At 46.1% G+C, this 22,960-nt stretch carries 16 protein-coding genes; 8 read left to right on the forward strand and 8 right to left on the reverse strand.

The genetic code is table 11. The features are described 5' to 3' along the window. The first annotated feature begins 141 nt into the window (after positions 1-141). From yicI to bcbE, 4 genes are all read left to right on the forward strand, one after another. On the forward strand, positions 142-2,460 hold the full coding sequence (gene yicI, locus ACFVQB_RS01475; protein ID WP_379434647.1) for an alpha-xylosidase: 2,319 nt from the start codon (positions 142-144) through the stop codon (positions 2,458-2,460). A gap of 141 nt (positions 2,461-2,601) precedes the next feature. After that, the gene (locus ACFVQB_RS01480) at positions 2,602-3,618 is read left to right on the forward strand and encodes a phosphotransferase (protein ID WP_379434648.1); all 1,017 of its coding nucleotides are present in this window, start codon (positions 2,602-2,604) and stop codon (positions 3,616-3,618) included. 15 nt (positions 3,619-3,633) lie between these two features. Then, the gene (locus tag ACFVQB_RS01485) at positions 3,634-6,546 is read left to right on the forward strand and encodes a glycoside hydrolase family 3 C-terminal domain-containing protein (RefSeq protein ID WP_379434649.1); all 2,913 of its coding nucleotides are present in this window, start codon (positions 3,634-3,636) and stop codon (positions 6,544-6,546) included. A gap of 178 nt (positions 6,547-6,724) precedes the next feature. Next, positions 6,725-8,026, forward strand: coding sequence for a bacillibactin exporter BcbE (gene bcbE / locus ACFVQB_RS01490; RefSeq protein ID WP_379434650.1), 1,302 nt, complete (start codon positions 6,725-6,727; stop codon positions 8,024-8,026). Positions 8,027-8,124: 98 nt separating this feature from the next. Here the strand turns inward: bcbE and ACFVQB_RS01495 are convergent, their stop codons facing one another. Both ACFVQB_RS01495 and ACFVQB_RS01500 read right to left on the reverse strand, forming a co-directional pair. Beyond that, positions 8,125-9,447: an MFS transporter gene (locus tag ACFVQB_RS01495; RefSeq protein WP_379434651.1), complete on the reverse strand. Its 1,323-nt coding sequence runs from the start codon at positions 9,445-9,447 to the stop codon at positions 8,125-8,127. Positions 9,448-9,478: 31 nt separating this feature from the next. Further along, a complete protein-coding gene (locus tag ACFVQB_RS01500; protein WP_379436241.1) occupies positions 9,479-9,907 on the reverse strand; it encodes a MarR family winged helix-turn-helix transcriptional regulator in 429 nt (142 codons plus the stop codon). A 303-nt stretch (positions 9,908-10,210) separates the two neighbouring features. On the opposite strand from ACFVQB_RS01500, the gene ACFVQB_RS01505 reads away from it, so the two are divergent. After that, the gene (locus tag ACFVQB_RS01505; RefSeq protein WP_379434652.1) at positions 10,211-10,684 is read left to right on the forward strand and encodes an RbsD/FucU family protein; all 474 of its coding nucleotides are present in this window, start codon (positions 10,211-10,213) and stop codon (positions 10,682-10,684) included. An 8-nt stretch (positions 10,685-10,692) separates the two neighbouring features. Here ACFVQB_RS01505 and ACFVQB_RS01510 read toward each other — a convergent pair whose 3' ends face one another. Genes ACFVQB_RS01510 through ACFVQB_RS01525 form a run of 4 tightly spaced genes read right to left on the reverse strand, consistent with a single transcriptional unit; the run spans position 10,693 to position 14,669 of the window. Further along, positions 10,693-11,811: a GerAB/ArcD/ProY family transporter gene (locus ACFVQB_RS01510; protein WP_379434653.1), complete on the reverse strand. Its 1,119-nt coding sequence runs from the start codon at positions 11,809-11,811 to the stop codon at positions 10,693-10,695. 14 nt (positions 11,812-11,825) lie between these two features. Next, positions 11,826-12,032: a hypothetical protein gene (locus ACFVQB_RS01515; protein ID WP_379434654.1), complete on the reverse strand. Its 207-nt coding sequence runs from the start codon at positions 12,030-12,032 to the stop codon at positions 11,826-11,828. A 43-nt stretch (positions 12,033-12,075) separates the two neighbouring features. After that, positions 12,076-13,227, reverse strand: a complete 1,152-nt coding sequence (locus ACFVQB_RS01520; RefSeq protein WP_379434655.1) for a Ger(x)C family spore germination protein — start codon at positions 13,225-13,227, stop codon at positions 12,076-12,078. Then, entirely contained in the window at positions 13,224-14,669 is a 1,446-nt protein-coding gene (locus tag ACFVQB_RS01525; protein WP_379434657.1) for a spore germination protein, read from the reverse strand. The genes ACFVQB_RS01520 and ACFVQB_RS01525 overlap by 4 nt, the downstream gene beginning before the upstream one ends. 208 nt (positions 14,670-14,877) lie before the next feature. On the opposite strand from ACFVQB_RS01525, the gene ACFVQB_RS01530 reads away from it, so the two are divergent. Continuing rightward, positions 14,878-15,375: a GNAT family N-acetyltransferase gene (locus tag ACFVQB_RS01530; protein ID WP_379434658.1), complete on the forward strand. Its 498-nt coding sequence runs from the start codon at positions 14,878-14,880 to the stop codon at positions 15,373-15,375. Between the two features lie 53 nt (positions 15,376-15,428). Continuing rightward, positions 15,429-16,049, forward strand: coding sequence for a TraX family protein (locus tag ACFVQB_RS01535; protein ID WP_379434660.1), 621 nt, complete (start codon positions 15,429-15,431; stop codon positions 16,047-16,049). Positions 16,050-16,155: 106 nt separating this feature from the next. Here ACFVQB_RS01535 and ACFVQB_RS01540 read toward each other — a convergent pair whose 3' ends face one another. Together ACFVQB_RS01540 and ACFVQB_RS01545 are read right to left on the reverse strand one after the other, a co-directional pair. Continuing rightward, positions 16,156-19,863 (reverse strand): non-ribosomal peptide synthetase family protein, encoded by a 3,708-nt coding sequence (locus tag ACFVQB_RS01540; RefSeq protein WP_379434661.1) that lies wholly within the window; start codon positions 19,861-19,863, stop codon positions 16,156-16,158. Between the two features lie 46 nt (positions 19,864-19,909). Continuing rightward, complete coding sequence (locus ACFVQB_RS01545) at positions 19,910-21,652, reverse strand: methyl-accepting chemotaxis protein (protein ID WP_379436244.1); 1,743 nt, start codon at positions 21,650-21,652, stop codon at positions 19,910-19,912. Between the two features lie 632 nt (positions 21,653-22,284). On the opposite strand from ACFVQB_RS01545, the gene rpiA reads away from it, so the two are divergent. Continuing rightward, positions 22,285-22,956, forward strand: coding sequence for a ribose-5-phosphate isomerase RpiA (gene rpiA / locus ACFVQB_RS01550; protein WP_379434662.1), 672 nt, complete (start codon positions 22,285-22,287; stop codon positions 22,954-22,956). Positions 22,957-22,960 lie beyond the last annotated feature (4 nt).

The following is a 22,960-nucleotide window of genomic DNA, read 5'->3' on the forward strand; positions in this document are numbered from 1 at the left end:
TAAACGTTCCCATAGATTGGTGGTGTTTATAAAGAAACGGATAAGAAATATCAAAATCGTGATATATTTGGTCAAAATATGAGAAGAAATTCGTTATTAATGTCAATATTATTATAGTATAACCGAAGGGGGAAAGAAAACATGAAATTTACTGATGGATTCTGGATGACTCGTGAAGGGTACCACATTCAAAACCCGACTGACATTCGTGATATTGTGCAAAAAGAGGATTCTTTGACCGTATATGCGGCAACTAAATATATTCGCACCAAAGGCGACACTTTGAATGGTACATTGCTTAAAGCGACGTACAGCTCACCTATGCCTAACGTTATTCGTGTAACTTTGAATCACCATAAAGGCGGAGTAAAAAAAGGACCTGTATTTGAGCTTAATACTCAAGATGCGAACGTTGATATCTCAAAAACTGAACAAGGTGCTGTTTTGAAAAGCGGCAATCTGGAAGTTCAAATTGACAAAACAAACGGTTGGGATGTCAGCTTCTTGTATGAAGGAAAACGCATTACAGGTAGCGGTCAAAGAGCGGCTGGTTATATTACAGGTCCGAGCAAGGAAGCGTACTTCCGCGAACAGCTGGATCTCGGCATTGGTGAATACGTTTACGGACTTGGTGAGCGCTTCACGCCATTTGTTAAGAATGGCCAAGTGGTTGACACTTGGAATGAGGACGGCGGTACAAGCAGTGAGCAGTCATATAAGAACATTCCTTTCTACTTGTCCAATAAAGGATATGGCGTATTTGTAAACCATCCTGAACGCGTATCGTATGAGATTGCATCTGAGAATGTATCTAAAGTGCAGTTCAGCGTAGAAGGCGAGACGTTGGAATACTTCATTATCGGCGGTGACAATCCAAAGGATGTACTTGATAATTATACCAAATTAACAGGTAAACCAGCGCTTCCACCAGCATGGACGTTTGGTCTGTGGCTGACAACTTCATTCACAACGGATTATGATGAAGCAACGGTTAACCATTTTGTAGATGGCATGGCTGAACGTGATCTTCCGCTGTCTGTATTCCATTTTGACTGCTTCTGGATGAAGGAATACCAATGGTCTGATTTCGTATGGGATGAAGCGATGTTCCCAGATCCGGAAGGCATGCTTGCACGTCTGAAAGAGAAAGGACTCAAAATCTGTGCGTGGATCAATCCATACATTGCAGAAAAATCCTACTTGTTCGATGAAGGTATGGAGAAAGGTTATCTGGTAAAAACAGCGGATGGCAGCGTATGGCAATGGGATATGTGGCAAGCAGGTATGGCTCTGGTTGATTTCACGAATCCGGATGCTGTTAATTGGTATAAGAGTAAGCTGGAAGTTCTGCTTGATCAAGGTGTTGATTCATTCAAAACAGACTTCGGTGAAAGAATTCCGACAGATGTCGTATACTTCGATGGCTCTGATCCGGTTAAAATGCACAACTATTATACACAGCTCTATAACAAAGCTGTATTTGAATTGCTCGAAGAAAAGATTGGCAAAAACGAAGCGGCCCTGTTTGCACGCTCTGCAACAGCAGGTGGTCAACAGTTCCCGGTTCACTGGGGTGGAGACTGCTCTTCTACTTATGAATCCATGGCTGAATCACTTCGGGGCGGTCTCTCGCTTGGTCTTTCCGGTTTCGGATTCTGGAGCCATGATATCAGTGGCTTTGAAAGCACAGCAACCCCTGACGTATACAAACGCTGGGTACAATTCGGACTTTTATCTTCTCACAGCCGCCTACACGGAAGCACTTCGTATCGTGTGCCTTGGCTGTTCGACGAGGAATCCGTGGACGTTGTTCGTGACTTTACCAAACTCAAAATCAGCTTGATGCCGTATCTCTACAATTCTGCGGTGGAGTCGACTGTAAAAGGTATTCCGATGATGCGCGCTATGCTGCTGGATTTCCCTGACGATCCAACAACATACAGCCTGGATACACAATACATGTTTGGTGATTCGATCCTGGTGGCTCCAATCTTCAACAAGGAGGGTGATGTTCGTTATTACCTGCCTGAAGGTACATGGACCAACTATCTGACATGTGTCAAAGTTGAAGGTGGACGCTGGATTAGCGAAAACCATGACTTCAAAACACTGCCAATGATGGTTAAGCCAAACAGCCTGATTGCTGTTGGTGCTGTAGATAGCAAACCGGATTATGACTTTGCGGATAATGTGTCCCTTCACTTGTTCGAACTGGCTGACGGCAACTCCGCTCAAGCGGTGGTTGTAAACCAAAGTGCTGAGCAGGAGCTGGTTGTTAACGTATCTCGTAACGGCTCTGTTCTGGAAGTTCGTGCTGAAGGTGCAGGCAAACCATGGAATATCGTGCTGCGTGGCATCGAAAGTGTATCCGGCGTAGAGGGCGGTTCCCAAGCGTCTGGTGCAAATGGTGTTGTCGTTACGGCAGCAGCAGGTGTTAGCTCGCTTACAATTCAACTGTAATGTTTATTGGATAAACAGAAGGACGGTGCCGCAAGGTGCCGTCTGTTTGTCTACTGTCGTGCCATGGAAGTATGGTTCTAACAAGGAAATGGTAGTATCATTTAATTGCTAGCGACAGATAAAGATAGGGGATTATATTAAATGAGTACAACGAATTCAGGTTTACACCAAACCATTACAGCAGAGAGACTGCATCAGTTGGTAGAGAATAATTTTGGAACCGCTACCATTGTGAAGAGTTTTGCACTGTTGCAGGGTGGACTTTTTAATACAACGTATCGAATTCAGCTTGAACATGCAACGTATGCGGATGTGATATTACGTTTGGCTCCAGAGCGGGCAGAGATGCCGCTGGGCTCTGCTGGCGATCCGTTATTTTCATTTGAGCGTACGATGATGTCTGCTGAACCTGTTGTTTATGAATATTACCGTAAAGCAGGCATTCCTGCTCCAAATATTATTGCCTGTGATGACAGCGGATTGATCATTCCGAGAACCTACATGTTTATGGAGTTTATCCCCAGTAAACAGCTGGATCATTCATCGATTTCGGAAGCAGATAAAGAACGGTTATATCATCAGCTCGGCGCATATACGGCTGTCATGCATCAGATTAAGGGTGAATCTTTTGGCTGGCCGCAGGGCGATGGGACGATTAAAGGCTCGGATCATTGGTCCGAGGTGCTGCACTCTTTTGCAGAGGAGACGGCACTCAAAGCGGCACAAGCCGGGTATATGCCAGGTGTTGGGGAAGAAATCGCAGATATGTTCATAACAAATAAGGATTTATTTGATCAGGTAACTGTTCCGGTTCTTGTTCATAACGATCTGTGGGAAGCTAACGTGCTTGTCCATGAGGAAAACGGGGAGCTAAACATTGCCGCCATCATTGATGGGGATCGTTCCATGTTTGCGGACAGGGCGTTTGAGGCCATTTTATCGTCAGAATCATCAACTGGTTTTCATGAAGGCTATGGCTGCCCACAGGATATGTCCGATGAGGGACAGGCACGCCTTCTTGCCTATCGCATACTGTCCTCTTATTTTAATGCATATGTGCATGAACATCAGGTTGATCAGCCGGAAGCAGGGCAGAAGTATCGCGAGCGTACGCTGGAACTATTGAAAGAATGGAAAGGACTTAAACTTAACGAATAAGTAGGAGGGTTTAGTATGAAAGAATATATTCAATATCCGATGTGGGACGCAACATTGCCATTGGAAGAACGATTAAATGACTTGATTGCGCGTCTGACAACGGAGGAGAAGATTCGATTAATTCCTACTCGTGAAGCCGCAGTACCCCGATTGGGGATACCTGGATACAATGTGGGAGGAGAGGCGGCTCACGGGGTTGCCTGGATAGGTGAGGCTACCGTTTTCCCGCAGCCGCTCGGTCTGTCGAGCACCTGGAATACGAAGCTCATGCGTGAAATTGGTTCCGTCATCGGAGATGAAGCCAGAGCATACCACCACCGTGCACCGGAGCGTCACGGCTTGACCTTATGGGCGCCAACTGTCGATCTGGAACGGGATCCGCGTTGGGGGAGAACGGAAGAAGGCTATGGTGAGGACCCCGTACTGACAGGTGAAATGTCGGCAGCTCTTGTGAAGGGTATGCAGGGTAACCACTCGTTCTATCTGAAAATGGTAGCGACGTTGAAGCACTTTTTTGCCAACAATAATGAGAAGGATCGGTTGAATTGTTCATCCAGCATCGATCCGCGTAACTTGCGTGAATATTATTTAAAAGCATTCGAGACACCTTTCGTAGAAGGTGGGGCCTTGTCCATGATGACAGCCTACAATTCGATCAACGGCACACCAGCCATTGAAAGTCCCTATGTGAATGATGTAGTCAAGGGTGAGTGGGCCATGCCTGGATTTATCGTGTGTGACGGGGGGGACTTGTCCCAGACGGTCAATTATCACGGTTATCATGCCACGCATGCGGAATCGGCGGCAGGGGCATTAAAGGCAGGCGTGGACTGTCTGACGGATGAGGTCGACTTAGTCGTATCTGCCTTGGAAGAGGCGCTTGAGCGAAACTTGCTGGAGGTCGAGGATCTTGACCGGGCCATTCGTAATATTTTTGGCGTGCGGATGCGGCTTGGACAACTGGATCAGACGGGACTTAACCCGTATGCTTCGATATCGGAATCTGTATTGTGTGCGCCTGAACATGCCAAATTAAGTTATAGAGCAGCAGCCGAGTCTATCGTTTTACTCAAAAATGACGGACTGCTCCCTCTCCAATCGGAAAGATTGAAGAAGGTTAGTGTTATTGGTCCCCTTGCGGATGTGGTCTATACCGATTGGTACAGTGGCACACTGCCTTATCGTGTTACCGCTTTGGAAGGACTGCGTAAGCAGCTTGGCGGTGCGGAAGTATCTTTTGCAGATGGCAATGATCGCATCAGTCTGAAGACAGCCGATGGCAAGGTAATCACGCTTGGTGCGGAAGGAAAGCTTATAGCCGTGCCGGAAGGCAGTGCGGAAGCCGCAGAATTTGTTCATCAGGATTGGGGCTGGGGAAGTCATACGCTGCGAAGTGTGAAGAATAATCGCTATGTTTCGTTAACCGAACAGGGCATCTATCAGGCGAATGCGCCGGAGATTGGTGGCTGGTTCGTCAAGGAAGTGGTACAGATTGATTCACAACCGGATGGAAACAGTACGCTGCGAACGTGGAACGGACTGCCACTAAGGTTGGATGAACATCAGGGGCAACTGGTGCTGTCCCCAGCGCCGGAACAAACAGACGAAAACCTGAGTTCACCTGGTAATCCGGACGCCGTAGAAGGGAAGCAGCAACCTGCTGTGTTCAAGCTGGACATTGTTGCTAACGGAATAGAACAGGCGAAAAAAGCTGCTCAGAATAGTGACGTTTCTGTCGTTGTTGTCGGTAATAGTCCCTATATTAACGGTAAAGAGGAAATTGATCGCCCAAGTCTGCAGCTTCCGCCTGAGCAGGCCCGACTGGTAAGAGAAGTCTGCCAAGTGAATCCTAATACGGTCGTTGTCATTGTTGGCAGTTATCCATTTGCACTGCAAGAGTTAAAAGACGTGGCTCCGGCAATCGTATACCTCACACATGCAGGCCAGGAACTGGGGAATGCGGTTGCGGATGTTCTGCTCGGAAATTATGCTCCTGCTGGCAGATTGAACATGACATGGTATGAGGATGAATCGCAGCTTCCTGATATCATGGATTATGACATTATTCATAACGGTACAACCTATATGTATCATGAAGGCCAAGTCCTGTATCCCTTTGGTCATGGGTTGACCTATTCGGAATTTGAGTATAGATCGATTCGAGTGGAGCGGGTGCAGGGATCTTCTGGAGACGATGTGCTGAAGATTGAAGTACAGGTTGAGAACAAAGGGGAACGTGACAGCGATGAAGTGGTGCAACTGTATGGGCACGCCCAAACTTCACGGGTGAAGCGCCCACAATGTCAGTTGATCGGCTTCCGGCGGATTCATCTTGCTTCAGGCGCCGTGGAAACTCTTTCTTTCGAAATTCCTGTTCAGAAACTGACCTTTTGGGATGTCACTCGAGACAAATATTGTCTTGAAACCGCCGCCTGGTCGATCATGGCTGGACGTTCCTCAGCAGATATTCGTCAGACCGCAGAAATCCATATCGAGGGTGAAACTATTCCTGCACGCACGCTGAATCTCCCTACGTTTGCGGAAAATTATGATGCATATGCAGGCGTTCTGTTGGATGAGTGTTTGGAAGGTCGTTCAGCTGTCCGTGCCATTGATCCAGACGAACCGCTGTATCGTGAAGGTCGTTCTTCCTGGATTTCATTCCATGACAATGCTTTCCGGCAAGCTAGTGAGTTTGAGGGTCGGGTGGCAGCCTTCGGAGTAGGTGGCGAATTGGAGATTCGGGCGGAAGGTCCGGAAGGCCCACTGCTCGGCACTTGTGTCGTTCCCGGTTCCGCTGGGACAGTCAACGGGAAGAATCTTCAGTGGAGCACAGCTCGCTGTTCCCTGAAGGCAGAGCGTGAGATCGAACAGCTCTGCATCGTTTTCAAGGGCGGTGCAGCCCTTCAGCAATTTGTATTGAAATAAATGTTGATTTGTTGATCTTCATAATGATAGTGAAAAGGCTGTCCTGACACTGAATTTAGTGCGATAGCCTTTTTGCGCTGTCATCCCAAGTGACCTTTTTTACATAAGCCGTATATTCAACTGCAGAACAACCCACAATAACGTTGTTGTTTTCTGATTCTGTAAAGGTGGTTGAGGTATGAAAGATAAAAAGTGGGACCTCGTCGCACTCGCTTCCATCCCGGTCATTATGACACTGGGCAACTCCATGCTGATTCCCATCCTACCGCAGATTGAGCGTGAATTGAAAGTGTCCTCATTCAAGGTCAGCATGTTAATTACGGTTTATGCCGTCGTCGCAATCCTGCTCATTCCACTTGCAGGATATCTGTCGGATCGTTTCGGCAGGAAAGCTGTTATTATTCCCAGTCTCATCATTGCAGCCGCAGGAGGCGCGGTAGCAGGAGGAGCAGCCTGGATGCTGAATGGAAATGCGGCATACTGGACCATTCTCGGTGGCAGACTTTTGCAAGGGGTTGGAGCAGCGGGGGCTTTCCCGATTGTCATTCCATTGGTTGGTGACATGTTCGATGATGAAAACGAGGTGAGTAAAAGCCTTGGCATTATTGAAACCTCGAACACCTTTGGCAAGGTACTAAGTCCGATATTGGGTGCAGCTCTGGCTGTGTGGATTTGGTATATGCCTTTTATGGCTATTCCGGTACTCTGTGTGCTTTCATTGGTTCTGGTTATTTTCTTGGTGAAAACACCAAAGAGGAAGGAAGAACCAAAGAGCTTTCCCGAATTTGTGGCTTCTATCCGCAGTGTGCTAAAAGAAAAGGGCCGCTGGCTATATGCGATTTTTGCGATCGGCGGTATTTGCATGTTTGTTCTCTTTGGCGTGCTCTTTTATCTGTCGGAGACATTGGAATCAGAGTTCAAATTAAAAGGGGTACTTAAAGGACTTGTGCTTGCCATACCACTGGCTGCCTTATGTCTGGCGTCTTTTTTTGCTGGAAAATGGATAGGAAAGAACAAGACACGGATGAAATGGCTTGGGTTTATCGGACTTGCTGTTTTAACTGTATCTCTTGGTGTAATCGGACTTTTTGACAACATTTATGTAGTCGTCGGTTTGTTCACCCTTGGCGGAGCAGGAATAGGCGCTACACTGCCATGTCTGGATGCTATGGTTACTGAAGGGGTGGACAAGGAACAACGGGGCACCATCACGGCGTTATTCAGCAGCATGCGTTTTATCGGCGTGTCTCTCGGCCCTCCTGTCGTGTCATTGTTGATCTCTTCCCACCATTTCCTTTTATTTGGTATTCTCGCCGCGTCCGGAGCGGTGGGAGGATTGCTCACGTTATTGGCAGTTAAGCCAGACAAGGGGAACCAGCCCACATCAGGTAGTGGTCAAAATCATCGTGAACGTGAGTATGATGAAGTAAAACAGCCCAGTGGTTATCTGCCAGGGCGACGGAAGAAAAGTCCATTCTGATTTAAGAATATAAAAAAACGCGTTTACTCAGAGGGGCGTATTTTTCCCTCACAGAGTAAACGCATTTTAATGAATCGAAGTACAATAGCTTATTTGCATCAATTATCTTTACGCTGAGGAGTTGTGTCATTTTCAGATGCAGTTTCGGTATGCACATGCCGATCGGAATCCTGCGCAGCGATATGTGTATGAGTCAATAGCGGATGAACAGGCACCGCAAAACCTCCATTTCGTTTCCCTTGAATCAGGTATATCAGGAGAAATAAGATCATGAACACAATGGAATAACGGTACATATCGGTATAACTGGTTATCGAAGCAATAGCGCCGAGCAGAAGCGCTCCCAGAGCAATCCCCAGATCCAGCGTATTCAGAAACATGCCGTTAGCCATACCGCGCTGTGAAGGGGAGACGATCTGAATCATCCAGGTCTGCATGGAGGACTGTATGGAACCATATCCAATTCCGTATAAAAATGCAGCAACAAACAAGATGGACATCGACGTAGCGTAGGAGAGCGTGATCAGTCCAGCAGCGATGAATATCGCTCCGGGAATCAGTAACGCTTTTGGACCCTTACTGTCATATATTCGTCCTGCAAATGGTCTGACCAACAGTACAGCGAGAGCATTAAACAAAAAGAACAGTGCAGGGTTAGCCAGGTTGGCTTCCTTTCCGTACAAAACGATGAATCCGACCAGTCCACCATACGTGATGGACAGCAAACAATTCAGTACACTTGGCAGAATCAGTTTGCGGTTGAAAGGTGTCTTGACCTTGGTGCCTGATATCGCAGCTGTTCCAACTGGTGGAGTAAGTACCGCCTCATCATTGACCTTGCGAGCTTTCTTGCGTGTCAGTGAATAGCTGAGTGGATAGATGACCGCAATAACACCTGCCGTACATAACATGAGTGTCACGAACCCGGCACCATGGAGCAGGGTAACCCCAATAATGGGACCCATGGACATGGCCAGACTTGTGGACAGGCCGAAATAGCCCATACCTTCACCCATCCGTTTCACAGGTACAATATCCGATGCCATAGTCGGGAAAGCCGTGCTACTCATGCCAAATCCGACACCGAACACCATGCGCAGCAATAACAGGACAGCAATCCCGGCTGCAAAGTAATATCCAAGTGTAGCGAGTATGGCAACCGTCAGGCCAATATAGATCATGGCATTACGAAGACCCTTCTCCAATGCTTTGGCTGAATAGAGCCGGGCAGCAATGGCGCTAAGGGCAAAAAGACAAGTGAATAGGCTGACTTCAAAGGCATTGGCGTGAAAACGGTCCTGCACATAGGAAGGCAGTGGGGATACGATCATGTGAAGTTGCAGAAAGAGTAGAAAGTTACATAACATGAGCAGGATAAAATCGGTGGTCCATAGTTTAACTTGCGCTGATTGTGATTTCATTTTTTGTTCATTCCCCCTGGTGTAAAATTCGTTACAAGTTGCTGTTCATGAGGGAAAGAGTATGTCTAAATGCCTCCATCTGATCTTCGGGAATACCTTCAATCAGATTTTTATTCATTTCTCTTTCGAGCGGAACAAGCTGGTCAAGCAATTTTTTTCCTTCTTCGGTCAAATAGAGCAAGTAGGCTCTACGATCCTGTTCGCTGGTCCGACGATCGACCCAGCCTTTCTTTTCCAACAGATCAATAATGCGGGCAGTTGTGGGCTGGTCTTTATAAACGCGAGTGGCAACTTCCTTCTGATTCACGCCTTCGCCTCTACCGATATTGAACAGAACGGAAAATTGCTCTGTCGTAATATCATAGGGTTTGAATCGTATGGCTAGTAAAGCCGACGCCTTGCGGTGTGTCATGCCCAGCATGAATCCAATGGATTGATCGAGTGAATAGTCGCTCCCCATAACATCCTCTCTTTCTTTAAGCAAAATAGTCTCCATTCATATACTTGTTATAACAACTATATGCTAAACAATTAATTTTGTCAAAATGATTTACAATATCAGCGCCATGATAAGATCCTTTGAATATGAAATGAAAATGGAATAATGCTCTATGCGAACATTGAAATATGCAAACGTTGGTAAATACTGATAAAATAGAATTGCCGCTGTATCGCGGAAGTTGGGCTACATAAATATAATGGGTGAGGTTACGAAGACGAATCTGCTCCAGCTGATTCTGGAGCTTACTGAGGAGAGCTGAGTATGCTGAAGAACATTCCCGCAATAATACCTCCGGAACTGCTGAAAATAATGTCTGAAATGGGTCATGGAGATGAACTGGTACTGGCTGATGGTAACTTTCCTGCAGCCAGTCATGCCCAGCGGCTGATTCGCTGTGATGCGCTGGGTACCGTGGAGTTACTGGATGCCATATTAAGTTTGTATCCACTCGATACGTACGCTGAACGGCCGGCAGCCGTTATGCAGGTTGTCAAGGGGGATCAGGTAGTGCCCATCATCTGGGAAGACTACCGTAGGCTGATCCTTGACCATGAGGGCATCACGGATGCCTTTGATCATGAAGAGCGTTTTGCTTTTTATGAGAGGGCTTCTCGCGCCTATGTCATCGTTGCAACTGGTGAACGTGCGCAGTATGCCAATTTGATTTTGAAAAAAGGGGTCATTTTTCCAGATACAGATCCTTACCCACAAGCAAAAAAAGTTGAACTGAACTGAATCCAAAGTCAAGGCGACGAGGCGGCAGAAGCCTCGCTCGCCTTTTTACTTTTCCCGAAACGCAGCCAGTAAACAACAACATATAATATAGGCATACACTCGATAAGCACAGCATATGTAGCAATCGCGTAAGAACGAATGGCTAATTCATAGGAAGCCGCATCTTTTGCATACTGAAGCACATAGGAAGCCGCAGTTCCCGCCAGTAGGTAGACTACCGTTTTATCCTGGCGTATTCCGGTAAGTTTGGCAAGACAAACGGAGGCGACGTATAACAGAAACGAACTGCGAGTAAACATGGTCGTAGACCAAATGGCAATCAGGAAAGGGTCCAGGTTATCCAGAAAATCGCCGTAACGGGCAAAACGTATCATCTCCAGCAAAGGGTAGCGAAGACTGCTGGCTTCGTAAGGTCCAAAATTCATTAAAGTAAACATCCAGAACACGATAATGAATAATACAAGCGTAGAGCCTGCAAATAACATACTTCGGAGAAGCGGACGTCTGAAAGCAATAGCAGGGGCGAGGAACAGGAACATCATCCATTCGGAAAACCAGGGCATGGTTGAAATCGAGCCTGTGAAGATTTCTTTCAAATCATGATGAGTTACCATGGCAAGAAGTACATCAGGATTCCCCCCACCCATTACAGCAGGCATGAGAAAAGTAGACGTGAAGATTTGCACAAGAAATATCCCTTCTGATAAATAGACAATGGTAACCAAACCTGAGCGCGCTGAAAGGCTGATACATAAAATGGTTACGGTTGCTGTCAGCCATATGGGTGTCTCGGGTAAATACATGGATTGCAGAAAAACGATGAAATTCTCTACGTCAACGGATATCAAATACAGGCATAGTAACACAATAAGACCGAGAAACAGCTTGTGAACGACCTTGCCCACAATTTCTTCACCAAAATCAATCCAGGGTCGATCCGGGTGAACGGTTCCCAATCTGTATGTGAAAAAGAGAAGGAGCAGACTGATTGCAAACCCGCCAAGGATGGATATCCACCCTTGATAACCGCTCATTTTGAACAAGCGCTGCAGAAGGAAAGCGATGGGTTCGGAATACAGGTAGACAAACATAAAACGGTACGCTTGTCCGGCAGACAATTTGATCATGGCGTACTCCTTTCTTAGCCAAACAAGCGGTCTGCCCAGCCAAAGACCAGCCTGATGACATCATTGGGATTAGGCCAGCCCGGTACAGAGACAGCCAACGAATTCCACAGAAGAAATATCCCCAGCAGAACGAAATAGGCCCGTTTCATTCCCTTTTTGCTGGACTTGATCATGGGCCACTCCAGTATGTACAGTACGGCAAACAATAAAACAGCAATCATTGGTTTACCTCCTAAAGTGGCCTGACGCTTTCCTCTGTTCCTATCAGTAGCTGGATTCCGAACCTACGAACTGGATGTTGATTTGGGCATGCACTTTATATTGCAATTCGTTTTTGACATAATCATTCCAAACGGGACGCAACTGTTCCCAGATGCGAGGATATGCCCATTCCAGGCGATAACCGAGCATCAGAATATCGGCTTTTTTTCGTTGGCCGGTCCTTATTGCGTTTGTTAGATAGGCACTGACTTTTTCATTGGCCTTTTGCTCGATCTGTTTCACGCCGACAATATCCTTTACTTTGAGAATCGGAATTACGGAATTCAGTTCTGCCTCACCCCTTAAAGTGATGTCAAAAAAAGGTTGTCCATTTACAAGTTTGACCTTGATTTTGGAGCTCATATTATAGACCGTCATACTCGCTTTCTCATCATCGGTTTCCACAGAGACGGCCAAAGTATCCAATTTGCGATTGGCCCAGGCTATGGCTCTTGTTTCATCGGGTAAGATCGAATCAACCATCTTCATCTGTTTGAAAAGAGCACCACCGATCTGACTGGTCCATTGCTTCCGTTTATTTTCCTCACTTGCCATCGGGGTTCCTTTCGATTCCAGCAAGGGGGTGGCAAAGCCCTGATTCATTTTGTCAGCCATAAGTACACTGAGTATTTGCGTCTTTAACATGTTTTCTTCGGTTGCAAATTCTCTTAACACATCACTGGGTGTTTCTTCGAAAACCGGAGTCAGATCAGCCACGTCTCTGGCTCTGCCTTTCGCAACCATGACGTAACTGCTAAGATGGAACAAAGGTTCACGTGAGATCCATTCCATCGCATCTTGAATTCCCTCTCTGGCGTATGCTTCACCGAATACCACTACCCGTGTGTGCCCCCAGGAAATCTTTCGTGTGAGATCTGTTTGGATTTTCTCCATGGCATCAGCGATGGTGGATGCGGTAGCCGAAACGAGAGCATATGGATTTTTTCCGGGTCCTCCCGTTCCTTCTGGAGAGAGACGGTTCGGCAGTGGCATACTTAGTGAAATATCGATTTCACCCGGCTTTTCTCCTTTATCCACATACATGGTCGTTATAAACGTACGTTCATTTATCTCCACTTTGGACCAGCAGCCACTGCACAGTATAATGCATATCAACACGACACTCAGTTTGGTTGTAATCATCAACATTTTCATGTCTTTTGCCTTTTCTTATTAGCATCTTCGTAAGCTGCTGGTCGCTTCTTCATGAGGAACCAGGGCACACGAACGATAGTATCCTTGATATCACGCAGTACGAGAGGAGCAAAGGGCTGCATGTATGGAACGCCGAATGAGCGAAGACTGACCATATACCAATAGATTAGGTAGATCGAGATCACAATGCCGAACAGACCCAGCGTTCCACCCATAAATAGCACTGGAAAACGAAGCAGCCGGAAGGCCAGTCCGAGCTCGAAGTGCGGGATGATAAAGGCGGCAATACCTGTGATGGATACAACGATGACCAATGGTGCTGAGACAATTCCAGCCTGTACGGCCGCCTGACCAATAACAATCCCACCGATAATGGACACCGTTTGCCCGAGCGGCTTCGGAATACGAATCCCCGCTTCGCGCAAACCTTCAAAGGTCACTTCCATAATGAGCGCTTCAATCAGGGCGGGGAAGGGAATGTTTTCTCTAGCAGAAGCGATCGTAATCAGCAGGTTGGTCGGAATGATCTCCGGGTGAAATGTAGTGACAGCGACATAAAAGGATGGGAGAAAAAAGGCTATAAAGGCAAACAGCAGCCGGATAACTCTGATAAAGGACGCAGAGTGAAATCGTTGATAGTAATCTTCTGAAGACTGCATCAAAGAGAAAAAAGTAACAGGAATGAGCAGGGAGAACGGTGTTCCATCCTGCATGACCCCAATCCGCCCTTCAACCAGTGCTGCGGCAACCGTATCAGGCCTTTCAGTATATTGATACTGTGGGAAGGGAGAAAGCGGATGGTCCTCGAGAAATTCAGACAAATAACTCACGCCCAGACTGCTATCCATATCAATCTTACCCAGGCTTGTCAATACATTTTCCAGAATCTCTGGTTTGCATAACCCTTGAATATAGACAACGAATACCTCGGTTTTGGTATATTTTCCGATGGTGAATTTGATCATCTTCAAATCAGGGTGTTTGATTTTGTGCCGAAGCAGTGACATGTTTACATGAATATCCTCAATAAAAGCTTCCTGAGGACCAACAACCACAACTTCGTTGGTTGATTCCTGCACAGAGCGTCTTTGATAATTTTGGAGGGCAAAATGGATCATACCTGAAATACCCTCAATATATAAGGCTGCATTCCCCGATACGATATCATCAACTATTGCTTCTGCTGAATTCGAGTGATGGCTGTTAAGTGTGAAAAATGATCCGGTCACGACACGAGTAATGAATTGATGATCTATTTCATTTCGTGAGGCTTCCTCAAGCAGTGGTTTAACGATGGCTTCCCGCATGGTAGGGGTATCCACAATGGACTGAATATAGATGAGTTCACAATGGAAAGGTCCGATCTGAAAAGGCTGATAGATTATGTCGGCAACACCCAACAGATTAGCTCTAACCTGTTCATAGATATTGTCTTTTTTCATTTCAGTTTCGCCTCCCTCTGCTATAATGCTGAGCCTGTATCTGACTATAGTGTGCGACGCTTCCAATGAAATATACTTTTAAGTTTGGATTACCGGAATATATTACAAACTTTGATGCAGAAGATGAATGGGGAGAACGTCAATTCTGCCTTAAAATAAGAGAATGGAATGAAGCTGTTAGACGTTTTATATAAGGGGTTGAGGGAAGATGGCGTATCGGATCAGACATGCTGAGCTTGGGGATGTTAATGGGGTGGCACAGTTGTTCAATGAATATAGGATGTTTTACGATCAGCTTGCAGATTTGAACGGTGCGAATGAATATATAAGAGAACGTATGGAACGCAATGAATCGTTTATTTTGATTGCAGAATTAGAAATGGATGCAGACAAGAGAGAGGATTGCAGCTTCACGGATAAACCTTTATCGGGTGAGTTTGGTGGATTTGTACAGCTGTATCCCAGCTTTAGTTCAGTGTCCATGAGGCCAATCTGGGTACTTAATGATCTGTACGTACATGCGGATCATCGCCAGCGAGGAATTGCGCGTAAGCTGCTGCAAGCTGCACGACTATGGGGAGATGAGAGTGGAGCTGTGCGAATAGTGCTCTCTACGGCGATAAGCAACAAGAAGGCGCAGGCATTATATGAGTCGGAAGGCTATACGCTGGACACCAAGTTCATGTATTATGAACTTCATATATAAGAAAGACTTGAAGAACCCTGAAGTTCAGGATAATCAGGAGGGATTAGCACATTATGATGCAATGGATAGCCATGATCACGATGTTGATCGATCATATAGGAGCCGTCTTTTATCCACAGGTGGGGGAACTGCGAATCATTGGTCGAATTGCTTTTCCAATCTATGCTTTTGCCGTTTATATCGGTTATAAACATACTCGCAACGTACAAAAATACATATGGCGGTTGTTCTGGATCGCAGTGATTTCTCAATTACCGTTTATGGCGGCTTTTAATCATTTTTCGCTGAATGTGGTATGGACATTGTGGTCTGCCCTGCTTGTATTGCTCGTGCTCGATAAACTTCCGGTCCGTATGCTGGGAATTCCGATTGTCCTCGGGGCAGGCTTGGTCATGGAGATGACCCATATGGATTACGGCATGTATGGTTTACTGCTTGTATTGCTATTCCGTTACTTCCAGGGACCCGTACTGGTAATGGCTCATCTGCTCTTAAATGTGCTGTATATTTATCTGCACAGTAGCTCTATTCAGATGTACAGCGTTATTGCTACGGCAGGAATTGCAATGGCCCAGTATTATAACGCAGGGTTCCGTCTGAAAGGTCCGCGTTGGATTTGGCGTTATTTTTATCCTGCACATTTGGCTGTCATTGCCTTGATCCGCTTGATTTGAGAAGCATTCATGAAGAAAAGAAGCCACCTTATCCGTCATCACTGACGTTTAGGTGGCTTCTTTGTATTCATGAATGGATGCAATAAATGCATTCACTTTATTGGAGTTACTCCATCGTTGGAGAAGTTCCAAACTGCGGTCGGATGGCTTTAGGGAAATAACCAATCTCGATGGCGTGCTCGAGCATTTTTGAGATGAAGCGGTCATCCGTTTTGGCGCATGTAATGCCAGCTGGTTCCACATAGGCAGTTGTTACAGGAGAGGCATACGCGTATGCAGAATCCTTGGCACCGTCTCCTTCAAGCTGAGCGATAGCCAGTTGAAGCGCCTCAGGGTCCTTGCTGACACTGCCATCGAACAACCAGTTGGTATACTCTGCAAAAGGCAGAGTCTCCACTTCATAACCGGCCCGATTCACAGAACGAATCAGATCATCGTAGCTGATAGGCTCCGGATTACAGATATGGAATACACGTCCTGCTGTGTCTTGGCGTAATGCCAGATGAACAATTGCCTGACTTGCATAATCAATAGGTGTAAAATCAACCATCCAGTCGGCTGCCGGTGCTTTGCCCAGCAATAACATTGCTTTAATCATACGATAAAAGGCATTGCTATCGATATTAGACTGGAAAAGTCCCGTCTCGGAATGACAGGTCAGGTTACCTGCACGATAGATGCTCACAGGTACACCTTCTTCAGCAGCAATCATAAGCACTTTCTCGGCTTCAAGCTTGCTGTCCGAATACAGGTTGTCCACGTGCAGGTCCGCTGGGAAGCGATCATACTGCAATGAAGACTCCCACTGTCCACTGAGTGCAAGATCTTCTGGGATCCCCATCGTGGATACATGATGGAAGGAGGCACCTGGTTTGCTGCGAACGAGTTTAAGCAATGCGGTGGTTCCATCCACATTGGTTTTGGCGAATTGTGCTGCATCCCCGAAATGTCGTACATCCGCGGCGCAGTGTATCACACGGTCGATTCGTTCTTGCACGTAAGTTATCTGCTCGACTGAAAGACCAAGATTCGGTTGCTCCAGATCGCCTTCGATAATCTCAACGCGGGATGCGAGGAGAGTTAGAAGTTCCGATCCAAAGTAACCTTTCATGACGCTGCTCAGTCGCTCCATCGCAGAGCTTCCGTCTGCCGGGCGGCGAACAAGAGCATAGATGCGTGTATTCGAAGTTAGAATCAACTGTTGCAGCACATGGGATCCGAGATATCCGGTAGCCCCGGTCAGGAGCACATGCTCGGGATTCAGAATATTCGGATATCCAATCTGGGATCTCAGCTCTATTGGATGTTCTGACAATTGGGTGATTACGCCGTCATTCACTGAGGAATGGGCAATTTCTTCTTTAGCTTGAGCCAACGACTCCACGCGTTGTGCCAAGGCACGAATGGTCTTCTCGGCAAAAAAGTCGGAAATTTTTAGCTGCGGGTAATGCGGCTTCAGAATGACCAGCACATGGATGACCCGAAGGGAATCGCCACCAATGGCGAAGAAGCTGTCCTCCACACCAAAGTCATCATGCTGAAGAATTTCTTTCCAGGCTTCCAGGATAATCGCTTCGGTTTCCGTCTCCGGCAGTACCCGATCAGGTCGGTTTTCATGACGCTCTATGTGAGGAAGAGATACCATCGCTTTGCGATTGATTTTGCCTGTCGGTGCAATCGGCATTTCATCGAGCTGACAAATCCATTTGGGTACAAAATAGGAAGGAAGCTTAACCGTTAGCTCAGCTTTAATGTCTGTAACGGAAAGTGTACTGCCATTTTTGGATGTAAAGTATCCTACGAGCATGTTTTGACCATCCGATTCCTTCTTGGGAATCACGGCAACATCCTGAACCTGATCAAGACGAGCGAAATGATCCTCGATCTCCCCAATCTCAATCCGGTGACCCCGGATTTTTAACTGCGAGTCGCTGCGTCCAACATATTCCAGCAGTCCGTTATCGAGCAATTTGGCTATATCGCCAGACTTATAGATTTTCTCATCGATGGCAAATGGATTATCAATGAACGCCTGCGCTGTACGCTCCGGCTGGTTCAGATAACCTTTGGCAAGTGCTGGTGTTGCAATATATACCTCGCCAGGCACACCTACCGGGCAGAGCTGCTGTTCTTCATTGACGATATACACTTTATAGTTATGAATCGGTCTGCCGATTGGAATGTTAACGACACTTTCCGGAACTTGCTCACTAATTCGATGGGTCGCTGTCGCTACTGTACATTCCGTAGGCCCGTATACATTGACGATATCAATCTGGTTGCCAAATTTGCGCTGGAAGGCACGTACTTGCTCACCATAGAGTGCTTCCCCAGCCACGGTAATGATTTTGACTTTGGCCAGCTTGTGGAAGCCTTCATTAGATAGGAAGGAAGCAAGCTGGTTGAAAAAGATGGTTGGCAGTATCGTAATAATCGTTGTACCTGTACGGTCAATTGCACTCGCAAATTCTTCAACGGATACACGTTCTTCCGCCGACAAAAGGTACAGTTCTGCTCCGTAGAACAAGGCGCCAATCGTATCCCACACTGATGCATCGAAGCTGTATGTAGCAAACTGGGTTAATACGTCACCTGGTTGAATATCGCAATCCCGTTGCACGACACTACCGAGATTGGCAACACCCCGATGGGCAATAAGTGCACCTTTGGGTTTGCCGGTAGATCCCGAGGTATAGATGATATACGCCAGGTCGTCTGGCTGAATATCCAGATTGGGGTTGCTTGCTGCAAATCCGGCGAGGCGTCCATCCACGGCCAGGATTTGGCGAACGGTAGTAATTCCTGAGAATAACCGTGAAGCTTCAGGTAAAGAGGACTCTTTTGTCAGGACAAATGATGAAGCTGTATCTTCGACAATATAGCTGTTGCGTTCTTGCGGATGCTCGGGATCGACAGGAACGTATACTCCGCCAGCTTTGAGAATACCGAGCAAAGAAATAATCGTTTCCAGACTCCGCTCCATAAAGATGCTGACGAATTCTCCTTTTTGCAATCCGTTCGATAACAGCACACGGGCAACCTGATTGGCACGTTCGTTCAATTCTCTATAGGTGTACCGACCAGTTGATGAGGTAATTGCTGGCGATTCCGGATATTCGGCTGCTGTTGCTTCGAACCAGCCATGAATTGTCTGATGCACCGGTTCGAGCACGGAGGTATCATTCATTTCTCGGTATAGCAACCGATCTGAAGCGGATAAAATGTCCACTGTACCGATGGCTTTGTCTTGGTCACGCAACATGGCCAGAAGAAGAGTCTGATAATACTCTGCATATCTTGTGACCGTAGATTCATTAAGAAGTGAGCTGTCATAGAACAAATCCAGCGTGAGCATGCCCTGATCATCACGAATATTCCAATTTAGCAATTGAGGAGCTTTAGGCAGCTGTACACTGTTAAACATGAACAGCGTTTCCGGATTGCCTCCCGTTTGGAGCGTGTAATGAAGCTGGAGTTGATCTGAAATCTGATGGATCAGCTCGTTAAAGGTTAACTTACCTTGAATCTGCAATAACACATGGGAAACTGCCTGATCGGGAGCCAATGTGCCGATAGCAAGTTCCTGTTCAGCTGACAAACGGAACAACAAGGCTGCATAGGCAGACAATAATGCTGGATACACGCCCTCTGAGCCGAATTTTTGTTTCAGTTCCCGACCCAGGGACGATTCCAGTGAAATATGAGCAGACTCATAAGTGAATGATTGTTGACGGCGCCCATAATCCAGTGGAATCTGAAGAACCGGCAGGCCAGATTCCACTGTTTGGGGAGATGATGATTGATTTTCGACCACTTCAGTTGTTCCTCCTTGGTTCAAACCGTTCAAGTTGTGGGTTGAATTATTGTTTACTTACATTAAAATGCGAAATCAGTTCTTGCAATTCCTCGGACATGCTGTTCAAACGGGTAGAGGAATCAACAAGTGTAATCAGTGATGCTTTTTGTTCATCAACGGATGAAGAAATCCGTTCACTGTTGTCAGCTGTCTTACTCACACTGGCAGACAAATCATCAGCAGTTGCGGTCATTTCCTCTGTACCTGCAGAGATTTCTTCTGTAGCACTGGAGACTTCCTGAATCTGATTCGATACTTTCTTGGCAGCTTCCAGAATTTCTTCGAACAATTGACCGGTTTGATCAGCTACACTGAGTCCGGTATCTACCTCAGACGTTCCTTGTTCCATCGCACGAACGGCTTGTCTAATTTCAGCTTGGATCTCCTGGATCAATACAGCAACCTGGCTCGTGGATTGTTCGGACTGCTCAGCAAGCTTACGAACTTCACCTGCTACAACCGCGAATCCTCGGCCTTCTTCACCAACACGTGCTGCTTCAATGGATGCGTTCAGCGCAAGCAAGTTCGTTTGGCTGGAAATGCCAGAGATGATATTCAGAATATCGCCGATTTCCTGAGAGCGACTCTCCAGAACCTGAATGGCCGAAGCGGTGTTTTTAACAGATTCCGTAATCAGATTCATCTGTTCGGACACCTGACGAACCACACTGTTTCCTTGTTGGGATCTGCGTTCCATCTCATAGGCCTCGTCAGCTACGCTCGCTGAACTGCTGGCAATAGTCTGAATGACGATAGCCATCTCGGACATCGCACGGGCACTATCGCGGGTTGCCTGTTCCTGTGCACGAATGTTGGATGTAATCTGAGTAACATTACTATTAATAGAATCAGCATTCTCGCTGTTTCTCTCGGAGACTTCATACAGTTCCTTGGCAGACTCGTTAACTTCTTGTGAAGTGATTTGCACTTTGACGATGGTATCGTTGATCTTGCGAACCATAGTATTGAACTTTTCGTTCACAATGCCCAGATCGTCTTTGCCTGTCGGAATTTTGACATTCAAATTACCCCGGCTTACGTCATCAATCCCTTTGATCAGGTGACGAATAGGGGAAAGCGTGTTTTTCACAACAAGATATTGGATAATTAGGAACAACAGCAGGAACGCTACCAGGATGATAATTCCGTTCTTGAGCAATTTGTTCAGTCCGGCAGGTACTGCGGATGCGTCTGCATCGACTGCAAAGTAAGAGTAAATCTTGCCGTTACTATCCTTGATAGGATAAGCAATGGTTGTCCAGGTTCCGAAATCATCGGAATAAAATGTGGTGAACGTCGGGCGATCAGTATTCACCATTTCTTTCAGCGCATTCGCTACAACGACAGGCTGTTCATACATGTCGCCGATATTTACATTCTCGCTTTGAAAAGCCTCCTTCAGATTGGTCGGCATGGCGACAAGGGAAGTTAACCGCTTGTTGTCTCCGCCAAGTTCGACACCAAAGATGTAGGCTTGTGCAATATTCGGATAATATTGTTGCATTTCATCAAAATAAGCACGCAATTTCGTTTGTACTTTTCCATCGTAGCTACCTTCTTCAATAGCCGCTTGTACTTCAGTAGAATCGATATCCTCTGCCCACTTTTTGGTGATTTGTTCTACTTGTCCATGTAGTTGATCTACGAGAATTGTTTTTTGAAAGTAGTAGCTACTGGCAATGAGTGCCACACCGATGATAATAATGTTTGTAAATGAGAGTAATAGATTTTTAGAAAAAAATGACATGCTTTTCCAACTTAATGATTTCACTTAAGTCCACTCCTGATCTTCTTTTAATTAGAAACATCTATTGGTGCTTTCGTGTAACAATTTAAATCATGTTGCGATCCCCTCCAAAGGCGTAATCTGCGACCATGGTCTTGGGTGTGTAGTCGCTATGTAGAGATATTTTTACCTAGATACCCATAGGTGTCTAATTATTAAAACACATCTATACTTAATATGTCGTATGAAATGTCGTTAAATTGAATAGTTTTATTAAAACTTTTTTAATATTTTACGTATTTATGGACATATGAAGTAATATATAGGTATTTAGAACTGTTTATTTAAAATAATTCCCATTTTTTAGTTTCATTCTGTATTCTATAACATGGTGGGTCAAAAAACATCCTCAAACATTGAAAAAATAATGAAAATGACAGAAAACGGACTTTCTTCTGCCACACCAATAAGATATCAGGGAGGAGAATCTAACCAATAATTTACATAAGCAGCATCAAGGATGCATGTGAAGCAGAGAAACAGGCCAAGTTTCCCAGTTGAATACGTCATGCACAGATATACATCGGAAGCGGTTTTATCTATAATAATTACAGTATGCATTTCTCAAATCATGAGCAGGCGGGGGTTTATAGATGAATCTTAAACAGATAGCAGCTGAGCGCGCGGCAGAATATGTTCAAGATGGAATGAAGGTTGGATTGGGTACAGGCTCAACAGCATATTACGCTATTTGTCGAATTGGTGAGCGGGTACGCGAAGGGTTAAACATTCAGGCTGTAGCTACCTCGGAAGCATCGGACAAGCTCGCCAAAGAGTGGGGAATTCCGATCGTTCCATTTGATCAAATTGGACGTCTGGATCTGACCATTGACGGTGCAGATGAAGTTGACCCCGAGTTTAACCTGATCAAAGGTGGCGGCGGTGCGCTTTTGCGTGAGAAAATTGTAGCTGCAAACAGCGACAAACTGATTATTGTTGCCGATGGCAGCAAAGCAGTTCAAAAACTGGGGAAATTCCCGTTGCCAGTTGAAGTGGTTCCATTTGCGTCAGAGTGGACCTTCCAGGCGCTGGAGAAACTCGGATGTCATCCCGAATGGCGCATGGATGGGGATCAACGTTATCTTACGGATAATGGAAACCTCATTGCGGATTGCCGCATGGAAGCCATAGAACATGCTGCGGATCTTAACGTTCAGTTAAATATGCTCCCAGGTGTTGTCGATAATGGACTGTTTATCAAAATGGCGGACACCGTCATTCTTGCGAAGGATGATGGCAGTATCGATGAGCGTCATCGTTCATGAACGG

The sequence above is a fragment of the Paenibacillus sp. NPDC057886 genome (genome assembly GCF_042796655.1).
GTDB lineage: Bacteria > Bacillota > Bacilli > Paenibacillales > Paenibacillaceae > Paenibacillus.